General features: G+C 58.3%; 21 protein-coding genes. 10 read left to right on the top strand and 11 right to left on the bottom strand.

Annotation, left to right across the window (positions count from 1 at the left end; genetic code table 11):
• Positions 1-122: 122 nt before the first annotated feature.
• The 3 genes from AB1Z34_RS08125 to AB1Z34_RS08115 form a co-directional block, all read right to left on the bottom strand.
• The gene (locus tag AB1Z34_RS08125) at positions 123-383 is read right to left on the bottom strand and encodes an acyl-CoA carboxylase epsilon subunit (protein WP_016423284.1); all 261 of its coding nucleotides are present in this window, start codon (positions 381-383) and stop codon (positions 123-125) included.
• A complete protein-coding gene (locus AB1Z34_RS08120; RefSeq protein WP_016423283.1) occupies positions 380-2,008 on the bottom strand; it encodes an acyl-CoA carboxylase subunit beta in 1,629 nt (542 codons plus the stop codon). Before AB1Z34_RS08120 ends, AB1Z34_RS08125 begins: the two co-directional genes overlap by 4 nt.
• Before the next feature lie 105 nt (positions 2,009-2,113).
• Complete coding sequence (locus AB1Z34_RS08115) at positions 2,114-3,754, bottom strand: acyl-CoA carboxylase subunit beta (protein ID WP_367158203.1); 1,641 nt, start codon at positions 3,752-3,754, stop codon at positions 2,114-2,116.
• Between the two features lie 126 nt (positions 3,755-3,880).
• On the opposite strand from AB1Z34_RS08115, the gene AB1Z34_RS08110 reads away from it, so the two are divergent.
• The 4 genes from AB1Z34_RS08110 to purE all read left to right on the top strand — a co-directional run bounded on the left by AB1Z34_RS08110 (position 3,881) and on the right by purE (position 7,117).
• Entirely contained in the window at positions 3,881-4,738 is an 858-nt protein-coding gene (locus AB1Z34_RS08110) for a biotin--[acetyl-CoA-carboxylase] ligase (RefSeq protein WP_088611639.1), read from the top strand.
• A gap of 6 nt (positions 4,739-4,744) precedes the next feature.
• On the top strand, positions 4,745-5,206 hold the full coding sequence (locus tag AB1Z34_RS08105) for a PH domain-containing protein (RefSeq protein WP_069359648.1): 462 nt from the start codon (positions 4,745-4,747) through the stop codon (positions 5,204-5,206).
• Positions 5,207-5,236: 30 nt separating this feature from the next.
• Positions 5,237-6,526 (top strand): 5-(carboxyamino)imidazole ribonucleotide synthase, encoded by a 1,290-nt coding sequence (locus AB1Z34_RS08100; RefSeq protein WP_083229266.1) that lies wholly within the window; start codon positions 5,237-5,239, stop codon positions 6,524-6,526.
• Positions 6,527-6,640: 114 nt separating this feature from the next.
• Positions 6,641-7,117, top strand: coding sequence for a 5-(carboxyamino)imidazole ribonucleotide mutase (gene purE, locus AB1Z34_RS08095; RefSeq protein WP_042389458.1), 477 nt, complete (start codon positions 6,641-6,643; stop codon positions 7,115-7,117).
• A 20-nt stretch (positions 7,118-7,137) separates the two neighbouring features.
• Here purE and AB1Z34_RS08090 read toward each other — a convergent pair whose 3' ends face one another.
• The 7 genes from AB1Z34_RS08090 to rpmB all read right to left on the bottom strand — a co-directional run bounded on the left by AB1Z34_RS08090 (position 7,138) and on the right by rpmB (position 11,695).
• Entirely contained in the window at positions 7,138-8,748 is a 1,611-nt protein-coding gene (locus tag AB1Z34_RS08090; protein ID WP_069359647.1) for an FMN-binding glutamate synthase family protein, read from the bottom strand.
• A gap of 53 nt (positions 8,749-8,801) precedes the next feature.
• Positions 8,802-9,527 carry a TIGR03089 family protein gene (locus AB1Z34_RS08085; protein ID WP_069359646.1) on the bottom strand — a complete coding sequence of 242 codons (726 nt, stop codon included), beginning with the start codon at positions 9,525-9,527 and terminating at the stop codon, positions 8,802-8,804.
• Positions 9,528-9,614: 87 nt separating this feature from the next.
• Positions 9,615-10,550: an AEC family transporter gene (locus AB1Z34_RS08080; protein WP_049171304.1), complete on the bottom strand. Its 936-nt coding sequence runs from the start codon at positions 10,548-10,550 to the stop codon at positions 9,615-9,617.
• Positions 10,551-10,715: 165 nt separating this feature from the next.
• Complete coding sequence (rpsR, locus tag AB1Z34_RS08075) at positions 10,716-10,967, bottom strand: 30S ribosomal protein S18 (RefSeq protein WP_005511410.1); 252 nt, start codon at positions 10,965-10,967, stop codon at positions 10,716-10,718.
• A gap of 14 nt (positions 10,968-10,981) precedes the next feature.
• The gene (gene rpsN / locus AB1Z34_RS08070; protein WP_005511414.1) at positions 10,982-11,287 is read right to left on the bottom strand and encodes a 30S ribosomal protein S14; all 306 of its coding nucleotides are present in this window, start codon (positions 11,285-11,287) and stop codon (positions 10,982-10,984) included.
• A gap of 3 nt (positions 11,288-11,290) precedes the next feature.
• Positions 11,291-11,455: a 50S ribosomal protein L33 gene (gene rpmG / locus AB1Z34_RS08065; RefSeq protein ID WP_005511413.1), complete on the bottom strand. Its 165-nt coding sequence runs from the start codon at positions 11,453-11,455 to the stop codon at positions 11,291-11,293.
• Between the two features lie 3 nt (positions 11,456-11,458).
• On the bottom strand, positions 11,459-11,695 hold the full coding sequence (gene rpmB / locus AB1Z34_RS08060) for a 50S ribosomal protein L28 (protein WP_016423274.1): 237 nt from the start codon (positions 11,693-11,695) through the stop codon (positions 11,459-11,461).
• 456 nt (positions 11,696-12,151) lie between these two features.
• On the opposite strand from rpmB, the gene AB1Z34_RS08055 reads away from it, so the two are divergent.
• From AB1Z34_RS08055 to AB1Z34_RS08030, 6 genes are all read left to right on the top strand, one after another.
• Positions 12,152-12,418, top strand: a complete 267-nt coding sequence (locus AB1Z34_RS08055; protein WP_005511390.1) for a type B 50S ribosomal protein L31 — start codon at positions 12,152-12,154, stop codon at positions 12,416-12,418.
• A 21-nt stretch (positions 12,419-12,439) separates the two neighbouring features.
• Complete coding sequence (gene rpmF, locus AB1Z34_RS08050; RefSeq protein ID WP_005511439.1) at positions 12,440-12,613, top strand: 50S ribosomal protein L32; 174 nt, start codon at positions 12,440-12,442, stop codon at positions 12,611-12,613.
• A 242-nt stretch (positions 12,614-12,855) separates the two neighbouring features.
• Positions 12,856-13,548, top strand: coding sequence for a response regulator transcription factor (locus tag AB1Z34_RS08045; RefSeq protein WP_005511429.1), 693 nt, complete (start codon positions 12,856-12,858; stop codon positions 13,546-13,548).
• Positions 13,548-15,104, top strand: a complete 1,557-nt coding sequence (locus AB1Z34_RS08040) for a HAMP domain-containing sensor histidine kinase (protein WP_016423272.1) — start codon at positions 13,548-13,550, stop codon at positions 15,102-15,104. Before AB1Z34_RS08045 ends, AB1Z34_RS08040 begins: the two co-directional genes overlap by 1 nt.
• 158 nt (positions 15,105-15,262) lie before the next feature.
• Complete coding sequence (locus AB1Z34_RS08035; protein ID WP_367158202.1) at positions 15,263-16,582, top strand: S1C family serine protease; 1,320 nt, start codon at positions 15,263-15,265, stop codon at positions 16,580-16,582.
• A 144-nt stretch (positions 16,583-16,726) separates the two neighbouring features.
• On the top strand, positions 16,727-17,224 hold the full coding sequence (locus tag AB1Z34_RS08030) for a molybdopterin-binding protein (RefSeq protein WP_224433575.1): 498 nt from the start codon (positions 16,727-16,729) through the stop codon (positions 17,222-17,224).
• 293 nt (positions 17,225-17,517) lie between these two features.
• Here AB1Z34_RS08030 and mscL read toward each other — a convergent pair whose 3' ends face one another.
• On the bottom strand, positions 17,518-17,934 hold the full coding sequence (gene mscL / locus AB1Z34_RS08025; protein ID WP_016423268.1) for a large-conductance mechanosensitive channel protein MscL: 417 nt from the start codon (positions 17,932-17,934) through the stop codon (positions 17,518-17,520).
• Between the last annotated feature and the right edge of the window lie 242 nt (positions 17,935-18,176).

Genomic DNA, 18,176 nt, shown 5'->3' with positions numbered 1-18,176 from the left:
CAAGGCTAAGGCAGTAACAAAAACCAAAGCGCCACCATCGGAAAACCCGATGGTGGCGCTTTGTGCTAGCGAATCAACGCAGCTAGCGTGCGGTAACGACTACGCGGTAAGCGGTAGCTGTACTAGTAGAAATGGACGTTGCGGAACGTGCCCGGTACGTGCTGGTGCGGCTGGTGGAAACCCTCTTCCAGCCGACCCCAGTTGTTACGCGGGCCGCGGTCCTCTGGGGCGCCGCCGGCTGCTGCCATACCTGCGAACAAAAGCGCGAGCGTGGCGGTTTCAGCGTCTGACGGGTTGCCTTTGAGGACGGACATGAACGGTGCAGCCGGGGCTGTAGCGGCGTCCTTGTCTTCGGTTGCTGGGGTGTTTTTGGAATCGGTCACAGCGGAATGTTCCCATGCTTCTTGGCGGGTACGTTAACAACCTTGCGATCCAGTAGACGCAGACCCTCGATGATCTGGCCGCGGGTCTCGCTCGGCGGGATAACGGCGTCGATGAAGCCGCGCTCAGCAGCCATGTACGGGTTGACCAGGGTGGCCTCGTACTCTGCCTCGTACTCCTTCTGCAGTGCGACGACGTCCTTGCCCTCGGCTGCAGCAGCCTTGAGCTCCTTGCGGTAGATGAAGCCGACAGCGCCGGAAGCACCCATGACCGCAATCTGAGCGGTCGGCCATGCCAGGTTGATGTCAGCGCCCATGTCCTTGGAGCCCATCACACAGTAAGCTCCGCCGTAGGCCTTACGGGTGATGACGGTAATCTTCGGGACGGTGGCCTCAGCATATGCGTACAGCAGCTTGGCGCCACGGCGGATGATGCCGTCGAACTCTTGGTTGGTGCCCGGCAGGAAGCCTGGAACGTCAACCAGCATGATGATCGGAATGTTGAAGGCGTCACAGGTGCGGACGAAGCGAGCCGCCTTCTCGGATGCCTTGATGTCGAGGCAGCCAGCGAACTGAATCGGCTGGTTGGCGACGAAACCGACCGAGCGACCTTCCACGCGACCGAAGCCGATGACCACGTTCTGTGCGTAGTCCTCCTGAATTTCCAGGAAGTCCTCGTCGTCGACCAGACGGGTGATGACGTCCTTGATGTCGTACGGCTGGTTTGGGGAGTCCGGAATCAGCGTGTCGAGCTCGAGGTCAGTCTCAGTGATGTTGTCAGCGATGGAGCCCTCGAACGGCTCAGCCTCCATGCGAGGAGCCTCAGCGCGGTTGTTGGACGGCAGGTAGCTGACCAATTCCTGAACGAAAGTCAGAGCGTCTTCGTCATCAGCGGCGGTGTAGTGCGAAGTACCGGAGGTGCTCATGTGAGTACCAGCGCCACCCAGCTCTTCCTGTGTGACCTCTTCGCCAGTGACGGTCTTAATAACGTCCGGGCCGGTGATGAACATCTTGGAAGTGCCATCGACCATGACAATGAAGTCGGTCAGAGCCGGGGAGTAGACGTGGCCACCAGCGCAGGCGCCCATGATCAGGGAAATCTGTGGGATAACACCAGAAGCCTGGGTGTTTCGGAAGAAGATCTGGGAGTAGAGGCCGAGGGAAACAACGCCCTCTTGGATGCGGGCACCAGCACCCTCGTTGATGCCGATAATTGGGACACCGGTCTTGATGGCCAAATCCATGATCTTGACAATCTTTTCACCGTAGACTTCACCGAGCGCGCCACCGAAGATGGCGCCGTCCTGCGAGAAGACACAGACCTGGCGGCCATCGATGGTGCCGTAGCCTGTCACAACACCGTCAGTGACAGGGCGCTTGGCATCGAGGCCGAAGTTCTTGGAGCGGTGACGTGCGAGAGCGTCAACCTCCACGAACGAGCCCTCGTCCAAGAGGAACTCGATGCGCTCACGAGCGGTCATCTTGCCCTTGTCGTGGACGCGGTCAATGCTGGCCTGGCCCATTGGAGCCTGGGTCTCTGCGAGACGGGCTCGCAGATCGGCCAGCTTTCCAGCAGTAGTGGTCAAATCCGGGGTTTCACCGGTTGATGTATTTGCGGCAGTCGTCATACCAACTAGTTTACGTTTCGAAAACGGGGGGAGGTAGTTGGGGGCAATCGCTGTTAACAAAAGTAGGGGTAATGACTAGCTCGTTGTACAGCAAAAAGCCTGCTCTTACAGTGGAATATTGCCGTGCTTGCGCGCAGGCCACGGTACTTTCTTTGAAGTTAGAAGGCGCAGATTTTTTATCACCCGAGTTCGTGTCTCGGAGGGGAGGATGACTTCATCAATTAACCCCCGTTCGGCGGCGCGATAAGGCGTGAGCATGTGTTGCTCGTATCCCATTTCCAGTTCAGCAATGAGTTCTTTCACACTCTCGGGAGTGCCAAATCTATCGGCCGCTGGATCTGCTGTGAGAGCTGCTTCGGTGGCGGTTCGAATCTCGGCACGATGGAGGAAGCGTACTGCGCCTGAGGCGCCCATCACGGCGATCTGTGCCGTCGGCCAAGCCAGATTTACATCCGCGCCGAGCCCCTTTGATCCCATCACGCAATACGCGCCGCCATAGGCTTTGCGCATGGTGACGGTGATTTTAGGAACGGTTGCTTCTGCATACGCATAGAGCAATTTAGCGCCACGGCGCAGAATTCCCTGGTGTTCTTGATTTGAACCGGGGAGAAAGCCGGGTACGTCTACGAGAAAGACGAGTGGAATGTTGAAACAATCGCAGGTTCGGACGAATCGCGCGGCCTTCTCCGCTGCATCGATATCTAGGCAGCCCGCGAATTCCATGGGCTGATTAGCGACAAACCCAACAGATTGACCATTGAGACGGCCAAGGCCAATCACGACATTGGCTGCCCGGTTTTCCTGGATTTCCAGGAACTCCGCATCGTCGCAAAGCGCGTAGATGACTTCATGCACGTCGTACGGCGTGGATGGGCTGTCGGGAATGAGACTGTCGAGGGTGCGATCGGTGTCGGTGATTTCGTCACTGGCATCGGAATCCCAGCTGGGCGCGGGGGAGGTTGTGTTGTTGGGGAGGTAGTCGAGCAAATCGCAGACCCAGTCGAGTCCATCCTGCTCGCTAGTGGCGGTGTAGTGGGAGTTTCCGGCGATCTCCATATGGGTGTCGGCGCCGCCGAGCTCGTGCTGGCTGATTTTTTCGCCTGTGACTGTTTCGATTACGTCAGGGCCGGTGACGAACATACGGGAGTTTTCCTCCACCATGACAACGAAGTCCGTCAGTGCTGGAGAGTAGGCATTTCCGCCCGCGCAGGCGCCAAAAATGACTGAAATCTGCGGAATGACGCCGCTGGCGCGAACGTTGTGGTGGAACGTCTGGGCAATAAAGTCCAGTGAGACTGCGCCATCTTGGATGCGGGCGCCGGCACCTTCGTACATGCCAATAAGGGGTCGGCCGGTAGTGATGGCAAGCTCCTGAATCTTGACCATCTTTTCGCCGTAGACCTCTCCGAGTGCACCACCGAAGATTGTGCCGTCCTGAGAGAAGATGCAGACCTCACGGCCGTCTATGGTTCCCCAGCCGGTGATAATTCCGTCGGTCACGGGGCGTTTGGCTTCCATTCCAAATGCGGTAGTGCGGTGGCGGGCTAGTGCATCGAATTCGACAAAAGACCCTTCGTCCAGCAGGTAGTCAATGCGCTCGCGGGCATTCATTCGCTCAGTCAGTTTGAGCTTGTCGTAGCCTCGCGACCCCATCGGAGTCAGTGCAGCAGTGCGTCGGCGTAAAAGGTCTTCATTGAGAAAAGCGGTGGTGTGTTGCTCCGCCGCCAAACGTGAGGAAATAGTCATGTTATGGAATGTAGTGTTTGGGAAGGAAAATAGTAAAGCAGGCGAGCTGTGATGATTCTCACGCTGTCGAGCTCTTGAGAAAGGTCACGACTCAGTGAATCCGGCCATGGCGCTAGACTGCTGTGCATGACCGACCCCAGAATTGTTGCTTCCCGCAAGCCTCTTGACGCCACGCGTGTGCGCGCAGCCGCGCCGGGCTGGAGTTCCATTGAGGTTGTCGAAACCACTGGTTCGACCAATGCCGATCTTCGGCAACAGGCGGCACTGGGGCAGGCGGCAGATCTCAGTGCGCTTATCGCCTCGGAACAGACCGCAGGTCGCGGTCGGCTGAGCCGTAGTTGGACGGCCCCGAAGGGTGCGTCCATTGCACTCAGCGCGCTGCTGCGCGCGGAAGGGCTCGCACCCGAGCAACTGGGGCTGTTGCCGTTAGTCGCGGGCCTCGCAGTTGTCGATGCTGTCGTGGAAGTTGCGGGTCTTGCACCTGAACGCGTTTCCCTGAAGTGGCCGAATGATGTCCTGGTTGACGGTCGTAAGCTCTGCGGAATTCTGGTGGAGGCTGCTTCGCTGACACCGCCAATTCTCATTCCGGGAATCGGCATCAACGTTTCCCTGCAGGAAGATGAGTTGCCTGTGCCACACGCCATTTCGCTATACCTGGCGGGAGCGGAGAACCTCGACCGCGACGACATCTCCGCTGGTGTGCTGCGTGCGCTGGGACGTCGTCAAGCGCAGTGGCGAAAGGGCGATGCTGAGCTGCTGCGGGACTACGAGGCGGTGTGCGCGACCATCGGTTCGAACGTGCGCGTGGAGTTGCCGGGGGACCGCGTGCTGGTGGGTAAGGCGGTTGGCGTGCGTGCCGACGGCGAATTGATCGTCACCGACGAAGCTGGCACAAGTCACTTTGTTGCGGCCGGTGACGTGTTCCATGTTCGCGCCACTGACGGCGGCTATGCGTCCCCGCAGGCTGATTCGGAGCGGGGGTAGTGCTGTATGGCCTTTCCCGATGATGAGTTGGACACGCGCGAGGCAATTCTGCTGGACACCAATCCAACTTTTGGTCGGCTGGTGTGGCCGCTCTTGGAACTCATGGTTATCACGGGCGTCTGCTGGTTGCTGATTGGTTTTATCGACGGCCCTGCGATTGCTCCGGGAGATCTGCAAGGTGTGCGTCAGCTGCTGCTCTTCGCGTGGCTGGGGCTTATTCTCTGGCGCGTCGTTCGTCCGGTACTAAGTTGGCTGGGGGAGCGGTTCGTACTGACTGATAGGCGAATTATTCTGCGCCGTGGCATTCTGCGCCCGCAGGTGGTCTCGATTGATCTGCGTTCGGTGCGTGCTGTCAATCGCAAGGGCGGCGTGCTGTATCTGCACACCCGCAGTTTCGGCCCGCCGCTGGCTGTGGAAGATATTCCCAGCTCCCGCAAGGTGGCTAAGTTGGTCTCCCGGTTGACTTAGAATTTTGGGTCATAACCTACAATCAGGGGTGTGATTGCTTCGGATACCCCTGAAAACCCCACTAATTCCACTTCTGATTCCGCTGCAGCGCTAACCGCTGCGCAGCATCCCGCGCATGCTGATGGCGTGCCGGTGGTGGCGGTGATTGGTGACGGTCAGCTGGCTCGCATGATGCAGACTGAGGCCATTGAGCTGGGACAGTCCATCCGTTTGCTCGCCGGTTCGCCGGATGCTTCCGCGGCGCAGGTGTGTGCGGACGTTATCATCGGCGACTACCACGTCTGGGAAGATGTTGAACGCGCTGTCGCCGGTGCGCAGGCCGTGACTTTCGACCATGAGCACGTTCCCACCGAATTCCTCAACAAGCTGACCGAGATGGGCTACTCGGTTCAGCCCCAGCCGTCGGCGTTGCTGTACGCGCAGGATAAGCTGCTGATGCGCCAGCGCCTGGAGGAACTGGGCGCTCCGGTACCTGCCTACGCTGCTATTGAGTCCGTCCAGGATGCCGAAGCTTTCTTCGACCGCGTTGACGGCGCCGTCTGCCTGAAGGCCCGACGTGGCGGTTACGACGGTCACGGCGTGTGGTTCCCGAAGGACCGCGAGGATCTGCGCGCGCTTGTCGACGAACTGTTGGGCAAGGACGTGCCGCTGATGGCCGAGCGGAAGGTCGCGCTGGTTCGTGAGTTGTCAGCCATGTGTGCGCGCACACCGTCGGGTGAGGTCAATGCCTGGCCGGTCCTCGAGTCTGTGCAGCGTGACGGCATCTGTGTTGAGGCAATCTGCCCGGCACCAGGGCTTTCCGACGAGCTTGCGAGCGCGGCCGAAAAGCTCAGTGTGGCTATCGCTTCCGAGCTGGGAGTAACCGGCGCGCTGGCAGTCGAGCTGTTCGAAACCGTCGATGCTGACGGCAATCCGGAGATTTTTGTCAACGAGTTGGCCATGCGGCCACACAATACTGGTCACTGGTCGCAGGACGGCTGTGAGACCAGCCAGTTTGAGCAGCACCTGCGTGCAGTTGCTGACATGCCACTGGGTTCCACTCGCCCGACTGCGCCGGTGACGGTAATGGTCAATACGCTCGGTGGCGATGAGGCCTCGGACGTGCCGATCTCGCAGCGCTTTGCTGAGGTATGGCGCCGCTTCCCATCGGTGAAGATTCACTGGTACGGCAAGGATTGGCGCCCAGGACGTAAGCTGGGTCACGTCAACCTGTGTGGTTATGACGCGAGCCCGGAAGGCATCGCGGAGACCCGTCGAATTGCCAACTTGGCTGCCGACTACATCGTTGATGGTGTGTGGGCAGACGGCTACACGGCATAAAACCAGCGCTGTTAAAAACTAGATTGCTATCTCAAGGAGGCAACATTGGCTGAAGCAAACCAGGTGGCAAGCCCGAAGCTGGCCAACGCAACCGGTCCGTTGGTTGGCCTGATTATGGGGTCGGACTCGGATTGGCCGACCATGGAGCCGGCAGCTGAAGTGCTGGCTGAGTTCGGAATTCCGTTTGAGGTAGGCGTGGTCTCTGCGCACCGCACTCCGGAACGCATGATTGACTACGCAAAGTCGGCCGCTGACAAGGGCCTGCGCTGCATTATCGCTGGTGCCGGTGGTGCTGCGCACCTACCGGGCATGGTGGCGTCTGCCACTCCGCTGCCGGTTATCGGCGTGCCACGCGCGTTGGAGAACCTGGAGGGTGTCGATTCCCTGCTGTCAATCGTTCAGATGCCGGGCGGCGTTCCGGTGGCAACCGTCGGTGTGGGCGGCGCTAAGAACGCTGGCCTGCTGGCTGTGCGTATTCTCTCGGCCGGTTACCCGGAGCTCATTGTAGCGATGGAGAACTACCAGGCCAACATGCGCGATGAAGTTCTGGCGAAGGACGAGCGCCTGCGCAAGAAGCTGATGGGCGAGTAGGGCGCGCAACCAGCCCCGAACTACCGGCGCATATGAACCGCGGGGTAGTGGAACGTGTCCGGGTCGGCGGTCTCCCAGGCTTCGGCCCAGTTGTGGAAGCGAGTTCCGCTAAGCAGCTCGCCTGGCTGCAGCCAGTTGTAGAGCTCCGCGTAGGTCTCACCGACCTGCTCATTGGTGCGCCGCAGCAGGTGGGACGGCCCCAGCTCAGAGAAGCTATTCAGGCCCATCGATGCCAATAGGCTAGCTGCTTCCGCGACCGTGGCATTGTGATAGTTGGCCACACGCTGACCCTTGTCGTCGACATCCAGGGCCTTCCACAGGCTCGGATCCTGGGTAGCCACACCCACCGGGCAGGTGTTTGTATGACATAGCTGAGATTGGATACAGCCGGTGGCCATCATCATGCCGCGAGCCGAGTTCACAAAGTCAGCACCGATGCACATGCGCTTCACAATATCGAAGCCAGTAATGACCTTGCCGGACGCACCGAGCTTAATGCGATCTCGCAGGCCGGCACCTACGAGCGCGTTATGGACGAGAATCAGGCCGTCGGTAAGCGGCAGGCCAACGCGGTCGGAGTATTCCAGCGGTGCAGCGCCGGTGCCGCCTTCAGCGCCGTCGACGATGATGAAGTCCGGGGTGATGTTCTCTTCCAGCATGGCCTTGCATACGGCGAGGAACTCAAGCTGGGAGCCAACACACAGCTTGAAACCGACCGGCTTGCCACCGTTGAGCTCGCGCATGGTGCCCATAAACCGAACAAGTTCACGTGGGGTGGAGTAGACGCGGTGGTACGGCGGGCTCATCACACCCTTGCCAACTGGTACGTGGCGAGTAGCCGCGATTTCCTCATTGACCTTGTGACCTGGCAGCATGCCGCCGAGTCCCGGCTTTGCGCCCTGGCTAACCTTCAGATAGGTTGCCTTGACCTGCGGAATCTTAGCCTTTTCACGGAAGAGCTCCGGATCGAAGTCGCCATCCTCGGTACGCGCACCGAAGTAACCGGAACCCAGCTGCCAATAGAGGTCGGCACCATACCTCAAATGGTAAGGGCTGATAGCACCCTCGCCGGTGTCCTGTACGAAGTTGCCCAGCTTCGCGCCCTTATTCATTGCCATGACAGCGTTAGGGGACAGAGAGCCAAAACTCATGGCTGAGATGTTGAAGATAGACGCTGAGTACGGCTGGGCGCAGTCCGGGCCGCCAATATCTACGCGCGGATCCTCGATGACGTGCTGGCTCGGCGCCATCGAGTGGCGGACGTACTCGTAGCCGGGCGCATTAATCTTTCGCTCAGTACCGAATGACTTCTTCGAGGACAGCCCCTTCGCACGCTCGTAGACCACGGTACGAGTATCGCGGTCGAACGGAGCGCCGTCGAAGTTGCGCTCGATGAAGTACTGCTGCATCTCAGGGCGAATGGTCTCACCCATGTAGCGCAGATGGCCGATGACCGGGAAGTTCCGCAAGATGGAGTGCTTCTTTTGAAGCATGTCATAGATAGCCACAACATCCAGGAAGAGGATGAAGGCCATCAGAATCCACCACCACGGGCTCAAATCCCATACAGCCAGTGCGCCCAAGACGTTGATGAGGGCGAGAATCGCAAGAATATATGGTCGGGTAATCACGGTTTCCAGGTTATCGCGACTACTTAGAGCGCTTCTCGACGGGACAGCTGCGACTAAATCACACGGGCTTTTTCGGCCGTAGAAATAGCAGTGACACGCTCGCTATCGCCACCGCGCACGACGACGGCAGCACCTCCACGAACCCAAGCCGACAGCACATTACGTGCCCATTTATCTGCGGTGACCTGTGAAGAATCAGGCACCAGCCAGCCGTCGGAGACGACGCGGGAACCAGTCGTGAGCTGCATCTCGTCCGCATAATCGCCAGCAGATGAAAGCAGTTCTGCAGCCGACTTCTCCCCAATAACGGGGGTTTGGTCGGAGTCCGGGCCTGCGCCTAGATATGCGTCTGGGTGGAAACGAACTTCCGGACCAAAGTCAATGACTCCCGGTGGAATATCATCACCGCATTCCACGACACCGCGGCCAAAGGGATCGTCGGTAAGCACTGCGATATAGGCGTCCGGAAACTTCTCCTCCCACGTGCTGACATTGGCGACCGTGGTGAAAACGACCAGAGGCTCCTCGTCGCTAACTGTGACACCAGCACGCTCGCAGCCCAGGATGATGCAGGCGGACTGCCAAATCAATGGCAGGTCAATCCATGCTTGGTCTCCGGCGACGAGATCGAACTCATCGTGCAGCATGTTGGCGATCTTGCTGGCCCAGTTGTCCAGGGTTTGAGCCGATAAATCGGTACGACCGCCGGTAGTTTCGTCATAACAGGTCAAACGAGGCACGGACGGGTCGGCCTCGAGAAGTGTCTTCAGAATCTCCACGCCTCCAAGGGTAACGAGAATCGGTCGAAGCCGTCGGGAGGAGCCAATGTAGGCAAATGCCAGCCGACCGCGCGAGAGGCAAGATACCTAACTCAATAGCAGGGTGAACAACAGGACCGTCGGCAAGCAGGCGATCGTCGTAATCACGCCACAATCGCGCGCCTGCTCAAGGTTCCGGCCGAAGCGGGAGGCGAAGGTGTAGACGTTCTGGGCTGTCGGCAGGCCGGCGATAATCACAGCTGCCAGCAGCGCATGCCCGTTGAGACCGAAGACGAAATGACCGAACAGCAGAGCGAGCGCGGGGTGGAGGAAAAGCTTCAGCATAGACGCCACCACGACGGCGCGACGAGGGGAGCGGCCGGCTTCCATAAACGGCATGCCATGCAGGCTAATACCGAAGGCCAGAAGTGCCATTGGCACTGCGGCTTGCCCCAATAGCCCCACTGGATGCGCTACGAACTGAGGTACTTCGATAGCAAACGCATTAACCGCAAGCCCCACCATCGCCGCCAGAAAGATTGGGTTCTTCAGCGGTGCCATGATGACATTGCGCGGTCGGAAATGGCCGCGGTTGGTGAGGATTTCCAGCACCGTCATGGAAGCGGGCGCATAGAAGGCAATCTGAAAGATAAGGGCTGGGACGACGGCGGTAGCGTCGTGAAGCACTGCGACTGCGATGGGCACGCCGAGATTAGCGACGTTGTTGTAACTCGTCGACATCGCGCCGACCACAGCATCGGCGCCGCGCTGTTTGAACATGGGCGCCACAAAAATCCGGTAGAACGCCGCCGTGCCAAGCGCCGACAGTGCCGCGACACCAAACGCCGAACCGAAGATGCTCGCCGAATCCGCCGTTGCGAGAGTGTGCGCGAGCATGCACGGCATCGCGATCCAGAACACGACCATGTTCAGGGTAAAAGATGCCCGCTTATCGACGATCTCACTGCGCCCAAACAACCAGCCAACAATGATCAGTACTGCGACGGAACCAAAGCCGGTGAATATTTCGGTGAGAGCGGGCATAAGTGCATATTTTAGACAATAAAAAACGGACCCAATCCAATCCCCTCGGTGGGGAAGGACTGAGTCCGTTTTACGCTGTTATCGCATGTATCGTCATGCGGCCAGCGCGTAAATAAGGCCTTTCGGCGGGTGTTCGAATGATCGGCTCCCGCCGACCAGCCATCTTTAGCGGCTGGTGAACGGCAGGAGTGCCATCTCGCGGGCGTTCTTCACAGCGGTAGCGACCTGGCGCTGCTGCTGCGGAGTCAGACCGGTGACGCGGCGGGAACGAATCTTGCCACGGTCAGAGATGAACTGGCGGAGCAGGTTAATGTCCTTGTAATCAACCTTCTCAACGCCTGCGGCCTTGAGCGGGTTCTTCTTCGGGCGGCGGGACTGCTCCATCCGCGCCTTCTTGTTAGAGTGATTGCGCTTCATTGGTGCTCCTCGACTTACCAGCTGGACTTACGGACGCCCGGGAGTTCGCCACGGTGGGCCATCTCACGAACGCGGACACGGGACAGACCGAACTTGCGGAGGTAGCCGCGCGGGCGACCATCTGCAGCGTCACGGTTGCGGACGCGAATCGGGGACGCGTCACGCGGCTGACGGTTCAGCTCGTACTGTGCGTCCATGCGCTCTTCGTCAGTGGAGTGCGGGGACTTGATGATGCGCTTCAGTTCAGCGCGACGTTCTGCATAACGAGCGACGATTTCCTTGCGCTGCTCGTTCTTGGCAATCTTGGACTTCTTAGCCATGAATTAGCGCTCCTCGCGGAATTCGACGTGCTTGCGGACAACCGGATCGTACTTCTTAATGGTGATACGGTCCGGGGTATTGCGCTTGTTCTTACGGGTCACGTAGGTGTAACCGGTGCCCGCAGTGGACTTCAGCTTGATGATTGGACGAATGTCATTACGTGCCATTTTTTAGATCTTCTCCCCACGTGCACGAATCTGAGCAACAACAGCCTCGATACCGTACTTGTCGATGGTCTTCAGACCCTTCGGGGACACATTCAGAGTGATGTGACGCCCCTCAGAGGCGAGGTAGAACTTCTTACGCTGCACGTTGGGGTTCCAACGGCGCGACGTGCGCCGGTGGGAGTGGGACACGGTCTTGCCGAAAGACGGCTTGCGTCCCGTAACCTGGCAAATCGCCGACATAGGGATTCCTTTGCTTCCTTGCCGCCCAATGCCGACATCACTGGTGCGCCACGCCGGACTATTGAATAACCGAGGAATCCACCTGGCCTTTTCCGGGGCGCTGCCCACTGACACTCGACGCTGAGCGCGTAAACGAATAACTAGACAACAGCGAGAGAACAGTTTACACACGAGTTGCGGGATAACCTAATCGCTGTTCCACTGTGGTTTTCTCGGTGCGACTCTCGAGTGTCGTCATAGAGTTCGTGCTTGTCGACGGGCGTTAGTGCAGGGCCCTTTTTTAATTTTCGGGCTCGAGCCTGTAATATTCCATCGAGTGTCACATGCCGGTTTATAGAAATATTGACCCGGTGCGTGTCATTGTAAGTCGTGTTCGTACCCAACTCAGGCACGATTCTCTCACTCTTAGCTGGGGGAAAGCGACCTGAAGTTCAATCCTGAGGGAAACGAGAATTAATGAAGAAGGACATCCATCCTGATTACCACCCGGTGGTTTTCAAGGACGCAGGCACGGGTCACTCTTTCCTTACCCGTTCCACCGCCACCTCCGACCGCACTGTCGAGTGGGAAGACGGTAACGAGTACCCGCTGATCGTCGTTGACGTCACCAGCGAGTCGCACCCGTTCTGGACCGGTGCTCAGCGTGTCATGGACACCGCTGGTCGCGTCGAGAAGTTCCAGCGCCGTTACGGTAACCGCATTCGCCGCGCGAAGAAGAACTAAGAATAGGAGGGGAATAAGAAAATGGCAGTACCAAAGCGTCGCATGTCGCGTGCTAACACCCGCGCTCGTCGTTCCCAGTGGAAGAGCAACAACGTCGCTCTCCAGGAAGTCAAGGTAAACGGCCGCGTCTACAACGTTCCTCGTCGCATCGCCAAGGCTGTTCAGCTCGGCCTGGTTGACGTCGAGAAGTTCTAACGCGCATCTTTTAGGATGCTGACAACGTTCCTCGCTGGACCGCCGAGCGCTTCGCGCGCCCAGAGTGTGTTCAGTATGTAAGGAACAGTTGGTAAAGAGCTTTTTAAGCCTCACCCCATCGCTTGTACTTGGCGATGGGGTGAGGTTTTTCAGTTGTATGGCCGAGTTTTATGGGAGCACTCTCACGAAGAATCTGTGTCACATTTACACTCGCCTTATATTTTCAAGGCACAATGGGCAGTATGAAGATTTTGGTAGTTGATGACGATCAAGCGGTACGCGAAGCGTTGCGGCGATCGTTGACTTTTAATGGCTACACGGTCGAGCTCGCCGAGGATGGCGCAGAGGCCTTGGAAAAGATTGCCAAGGATCGTCCGGATTTGGCCATTTTGGATGTCATGATGCCGAAGCTCGACGGCCTGGATGTTTGCCGTCGGCTGCGCAGCGAAGGCGATGATCTGCCGGTCATGATGTTGACTGCACGTGATTCGGTCTCCGAACGCGTAGCTGGTCTTGATGCCGGCGCAGATGACTACCTGCCCAAGCCGTTCGCATTGGAAGAGCTGCTCGCTCGTGTCCGTTCGCTACTTCGTCGTTCTGCTTTGGAAGTGCCTGCGATGGAGGATGCCGCAACTCTGCAGTTTGAGGATCTCTCCCTGGACCCGGAAACTCGTGAGGTCTTCCGCGGTGAACGCCGCATTAGCCTCACTCGTACAGAATTTGCGCTGCTGGAATTGCTGATGAGCAACCCGCGGCGTGTACTCTCCCGTACCGCCATCTTGGAGGATGTCTGGGGCTATGACTTCCCGACGTCCGGCAATGCGCTGGAGGTCTACATTGGCTACCTGCGGCGCAAGACGGAGGCAGAGGGAGAGCCGCGTCTGATTCACACCGTTCGTGGTGTCGGTTATGTGATGCGGGAGACCGCACCGTGATGTTGCGCCGTCGTCGTTCGACCGGCGGTGGCGTGCAATCAAATCAGCGTTCTGCCACGGAGGCCAATCCGGGGCAAGGTACCGTCGGTAAGCAAGAGAAGTCCGCGAATACTGAGACGATGGCAGGGGAATCGCTTCCCGGCCTGCCGCGGAGCTCGCGTATCCCTTCGCTGCGTTGGCGGCTGACTATTCTGACAGCGCTCATTGTGGCGATGTCGGTGGGGCTGATGACGCTGGCTGCTTTTTTTACTGTGCAGGCAGCGCTATACCGCGAGGTGGACAGTAACCTCCGTAACCAGGCGGAAAAGCTGCTGATGTCACCGTACGCTTCGGAGTTTGCCATTGGCCCCTCCTTTGAAGCGGACTCGAACAGGATTCTGAACCCCGATCTGGACGCGGTGTACTTTGCCCACGGCAGTGTGGCGGGCAAAGGCGGTGGCTCAATCTCTATTGGTGGCCCCGAACTTGCGGTGTTGCGGGGGAATCGACAGGAATCGATTCGCACCGATGAGTACAACGGCCGTCGTGTATACGCCGTCCGCTCCGAAGACGGTGCGACGCTAATCCTTTCTCAGGATCTGAGCTCGACGCAGTCGGTCTTGAAAGCGCTCAGTGCAGTGCTGCTGAGTATCTCTGCTATCGGAATCCTCTTCGCAATCGGATCAGGTATTACGGTGGCAACAACGGGTCTGCGCCCGGTCACTCGGCTGCGCATTGCTGCGGAGCGAGTGACGGAAACCGACGAGCTGCGCCCAATCCCTGTGGAGGGCGATGATGAGCTTGCGCGCTTTACCCGCAGCTTCAATGAGATGTTGGCTGCACTTCAAGCGTCGCGCATTAAGCAGGCGGAGCTGGTTGCAGATGCTGGTCATGAGTTGAAGACTCCGCTGACGTCGTTACGCACAAATATTGAACTGCTGATGATGGCCTCCCGTTCGGGAGCGGCAATCTCGGATGAGGATCGCGCGGATCTGGAAGCTGACGTCATCGCACAGCTGGAAGAGTTGTCGACGTTGGTCGGTGACTTGGTTGATCTGGCACGCGAAGATGGCCCGCAACAGGTTATTGAGCATGTCGATGTCGACGAAATCATTTCCACGTCGCTGGCGCGTGTTGAGCGTCGTCGTCCGGATATTACCTTCGATGTGCAGACAGCTCCGTGGTATGTCTACGGGGATTCGGCGGGTCTTGGTCGCGCAGTTTTGAACTTGATGGACAATGCTGCAAAGTGGTCGCCAGAAAATGGCACCGTGCGGGTTCGTCTGACGCCGCTCAGCGAGGTTGTTGCTGAATTCACGGTGGCGGACTCGGGGCCAGGTATCCCGAAGGAAGATCGAGACAAGGTCTTCGAGCGTTTCTACCGTTCCATTCAGTCGCGGTCGATGCCTGGATCCGGCCTGGGCTTGGCCATTGTGAAGTCGGTCATCGTCCGCCACGGGGGTACGATTACTGCCGATGAGTCCGATGATGGCGGTGCCTTGATGCGAGTAACGCTGCCGGGCAGTCCGCACAGCGGAAAAGGTGACGACTCCGATTCAGCTCAAGAGCCTAGCTAGAAACGCATAACCCCACGTCAAAGCTGATGTAATCCCCGCTGCGCGCGGCCTTTTAAGGAAGCGTGTGGCGGGGATTCGGTGTTTCATTCGGGGAATTATCGGCGAGACCGCAGACTGCTCTCAGCCAATTGTTAGACAGACAGTGCAAGGTATTACGTATGAGCAACTCTTTCAACGATTCCTCGCGGGGAGATGAGCGGGGACACTACTCCTCGCAATCTCACAACTTCAGCGAGAACCGTGCCATGGGGGATGCTGGTGAGACAAACCAGTTTTCTGTCAATGAGCGCGGCTGGGAGAATTCCCACTACAACACCATCCCGTCTCAGCCGAACGGCGCTTACGGAGGCGGTTCAGAGTGGGACGTTGCGGCCAATCAGCAGAAGACCAAGGGTGCCCAGGGGACTAAGGGCATGGGGGCGCTGGCAGTCGCTGCCCTGATGCTGTGCTCGGCCGGTATCGGTGGCGGTGTCGGCGCATGGGTAGTTCACAACTCGCAGTCGTCGGCCCCCGCGGATAACGCGCTGGATAAGCCTGCGGAAACCCGTCAGGTAGCAGCAGCTGAGGGGTCCGTGGAGAAGGTCGCGCAGAAGGTCCTTCCCAGTGTCGTGTCCATCACCACTGCCTCGGAGCGGGGCACGGCGTCGGGGTCAGGTTCCATTCTGTCGTCCGACGGTCTGGTGCTGACGAATAATCACGTCGTCGCAGGCGCGGGTCCGGACGCACATATGGAAGTCCTGCTTTCCGACGGCACCACGCACCCGGCAACTCTGGTTGCAGGGGATGCGGCTACGGATATTGCCGTTATTCGAATTGAAGGTGTTAACGGGCTGCGCCCAATCTCGCTGGGCAACTCCTCGCAGGTTCAGGTTGGCCAGGAAGTGGTGGCCGTTGGTTCGCCGCTGGGACTGACCTCCACTGTTACGCAGGGCATTGTCTCCGCTAAGAACCGTCCGGTGACCGCCGCTGGTGAAGACGGTCAGTCCTCGGTCATTGATGCAATCCAGACCGATGCGGCGATTAATCCGGGTAACTCCGGCGGAGCGCTAGTGGACATGGAAGGCAACCTCATCGGTGTGCCCAGCGTGATTGCCTCTAACAGTGAGGCATCGGAACAGGCGGGCAGCATTGGCCTTGGTTTCGCAATTCCGGTTAATCAGGCTCGTCGCATAGCGGAAGACCTGATCGATTCCGGCAAGGCGCGGATGCCTGTCATTGGTGCCCAGATCGATTCGCGTCCGATTGCACGTGGTGCACTGGTGCGAGAAGTAACGCCAGGTGGCCCAGCTGATAAGGCGGGTCTGAAAGATGGTGACCTGATTACCAAGGTTGATGACCGCACACTTGACAACGGCGTTGCACTAATTGCGGCTATTCGGTCGCATCGGATCGGGGATTCTGTCACACTTACAGTTACAGATGAGCGAGGCGGCAACGAGCGAACGGTCGATGTCACCTTGGCAGAAGCCCAGGATTGATAGGCAGCGTGGTGGAGTGAGTACCTCACCATCTGTAGAAGAGTTTTCGAGTGAAACTTCGAGTGAAAAGCTGTGGGAGAAAGCGAGATAGAGCAGATGAGCGAAACCGTGAGTACTGAGCCAAGTGACGTCAACCTCGCTGAGATGGAGCGTCTTATCAACGACGACGGCCAGGTCCGAAATGCGTTCGTTGTCCTCGTGGGGGACCATTTCGAGAACCCGGATGGTGCGGCTTCGCTCATGGTTGAGCTGTTGGAAGAAGACGGCTACTCGGTCGATGCCGTGGTCAGCACTGGTGCAGTCAAGCGTGAGATCCGGAAGGCTCTAGATACCGCTGTTGTCGGTGGCGCAGATTTGGTCGTCACGGTGGGCGGTGTTGGAGTTGGTCCTCGTGCGAAGACTCCGGATGCCACTCGCAAGGTTCTTGATGTGCGGCTGCAGGGCATCGAGCAGGCTATTCGTAACTCCGGTATGGGAGCTGGCGCCTTGGATGCGGGGCTGTCCCGCGGTTTGGCCGGTGTGTCCGGTCAGACAGTGATTGTCAATCTCGCGGAGTCTCGCGCTGCAGTGCGCGATGGCATGGCGACAATTCTCCCGCTGGTCTCACATGTGCTTGATGACCTCTGCCGCTGGAGCGTCTAGGAATGGGCGACGCCAAACATCCCAATCAGCCCGAGCAAGAGCAAGAGCAAGCCGCGCCGCGCAGTGGCAGCCGTAGGCAACGTCGTCGCGCAGGTGCACCGGCGAAAAACTTTGCCCAGTCACGCAGTGCGAAAACTGCGCGCACAGTGCACTATCACGATGAATCCCCGGAGGATGCTCGTGATTTTGATGCGGACTACTGGACAAAACAGCGCCCACCCCATTGGGGATGAGCGCTGTGTAAAAAGCGTTAGTTAGCTTCTTATCGGAAGCTCGCAACTAGCAGCTAGAGGCTAGTTCAGCTCCGTCTTCGGCTTGCCGTTCTGCTCTGCCAGCAGGTCACGAATCTCAGTCAGCAGGTCAGCCTCGGTGACCTCCGGTTCAGCGGAGGTCTCCAGACGAGCCTCACGCATCGCGTTGAACTTGTTCATCGGAGCAACGATGACGAAGTAGACAACCGCTGCGACCAGCAGGAAGTTGATGACTGCGGTGATGACAGCTGCGAAGTCAAGGTAGGTCGACGGGTTGCCGCTGATGATTTCGAAGCCAAGGCCAGTGACCTCTGCGCCACCGATGGTGTTCAGCAGCGGCTCGAGCAGGCTGTCGGTGAAAGCAGTGACGATTGCGGTGAACGCAGCACCGATGACAACACCGACCGCCAGGTCGATGACGTTGCCGCGCATGATGAACTCTTTAAAGCCCTTAAGCATAGGAAATTTCCTTCTGTAGAAACGGAACAAACCAAACGAGACCTGTGAGTCATCGTGTTGCTCATGGCAGGCCCATACGATTTTGAGAAACGGGGCAGTGCGATATCAGGCAGTGCCACTCTTCTTCGCTCTAATCGTAGTTTTGAATTGCCTGGCCATTGTATCCCCGCACTAAGTTGTGGGACAAGTCAACTTTCTGCGAAAAACACTGTTCAGGACCATAAAATCTTTGAACCAGTGAG

The organism is Corynebacterium sp. 045007, from assembly GCF_040743205.1.
GTDB classification, from domain to species: Bacteria; Actinomycetota; Actinomycetes; order Mycobacteriales; family Mycobacteriaceae; genus Corynebacterium; species Corynebacterium jeikeium_D.
The sequence above is the reverse complement of the archived record's forward strand: the minus strand, read 5'-3'. Positions and strand labels throughout refer to the sequence as shown.

Coding starts and splice junctions, on each gene's coding strand:
- AB1Z34_RS08115 (WP_367158203.1), bottom strand. CDS start 3,754: ATGACTATTTCCTCACGTTTGGCGGCGGAGCAACACACCACCGCTTTT.
- AB1Z34_RS08030 (WP_224433575.1), top strand. CDS start 16,727: ATGGAGCGTCTTATCAACGACGACGGCCAGGTCCGAAATGCGTTCGTT.
- rpmG (WP_005511413.1), bottom strand. CDS start 11,455: ATGGCACGTAATGACATTCGTCCAATCATCAAGCTGAAGTCCACTGCG.
- AB1Z34_RS08110 (WP_088611639.1), top strand. CDS start 3,881: ATGACCGACCCCAGAATTGTTGCTTCCCGCAAGCCTCTTGACGCCACG.
- AB1Z34_RS08120 (WP_016423283.1), bottom strand. CDS start 2,008: ATGACGACTGCCGCAAATACATCAACCGGTGAAACCCCGGATTTGACC.
- rpmB (WP_016423274.1), bottom strand. CDS start 11,695: ATGTCGGCGATTTGCCAGGTTACGGGACGCAAGCCGTCTTTCGGCAAG.
- rpsR (WP_005511410.1), bottom strand. CDS start 10,967: ATGAAGCGCAATCACTCTAACAAGAAGGCGCGGATGGAGCAGTCCCGC.
- mscL (WP_016423268.1), bottom strand. CDS start 17,934: ATGCTTAAGGGCTTTAAAGAGTTCATCATGCGCGGCAACGTCATCGAC.
- rpsN (WP_005511414.1), bottom strand. CDS start 11,287: ATGGCTAAGAAGTCCAAGATTGCCAAGAACGAGCAGCGCAAGGAAATC.
- rpmF (WP_005511439.1), top strand. CDS start 12,440: ATGGCAGTACCAAAGCGTCGCATGTCGCGTGCTAACACCCGCGCTCGT.
- AB1Z34_RS08035 (WP_367158202.1), top strand. CDS start 15,263: ATGAGCAACTCTTTCAACGATTCCTCGCGGGGAGATGAGCGGGGACAC.
- AB1Z34_RS08055 (WP_005511390.1), top strand. CDS start 12,152: ATGAAGAAGGACATCCATCCTGATTACCACCCGGTGGTTTTCAAGGAC.
- AB1Z34_RS08045 (WP_005511429.1), top strand. CDS start 12,856: ATGAAGATTTTGGTAGTTGATGACGATCAAGCGGTACGCGAAGCGTTG.
- AB1Z34_RS08105 (WP_069359648.1), top strand. CDS start 4,745: ATGGCCTTTCCCGATGATGAGTTGGACACGCGCGAGGCAATTCTGCTG.
- AB1Z34_RS08080 (WP_049171304.1), bottom strand. CDS start 10,550: ATGCCCGCTCTCACCGAAATATTCACCGGCTTTGGTTCCGTCGCAGTA.
- AB1Z34_RS08040 (WP_016423272.1), top strand. CDS start 13,548: ATGTTGCGCCGTCGTCGTTCGACCGGCGGTGGCGTGCAATCAAATCAG.
- purE (WP_042389458.1), top strand. CDS start 6,641: ATGGGGTCGGACTCGGATTGGCCGACCATGGAGCCGGCAGCTGAAGTG.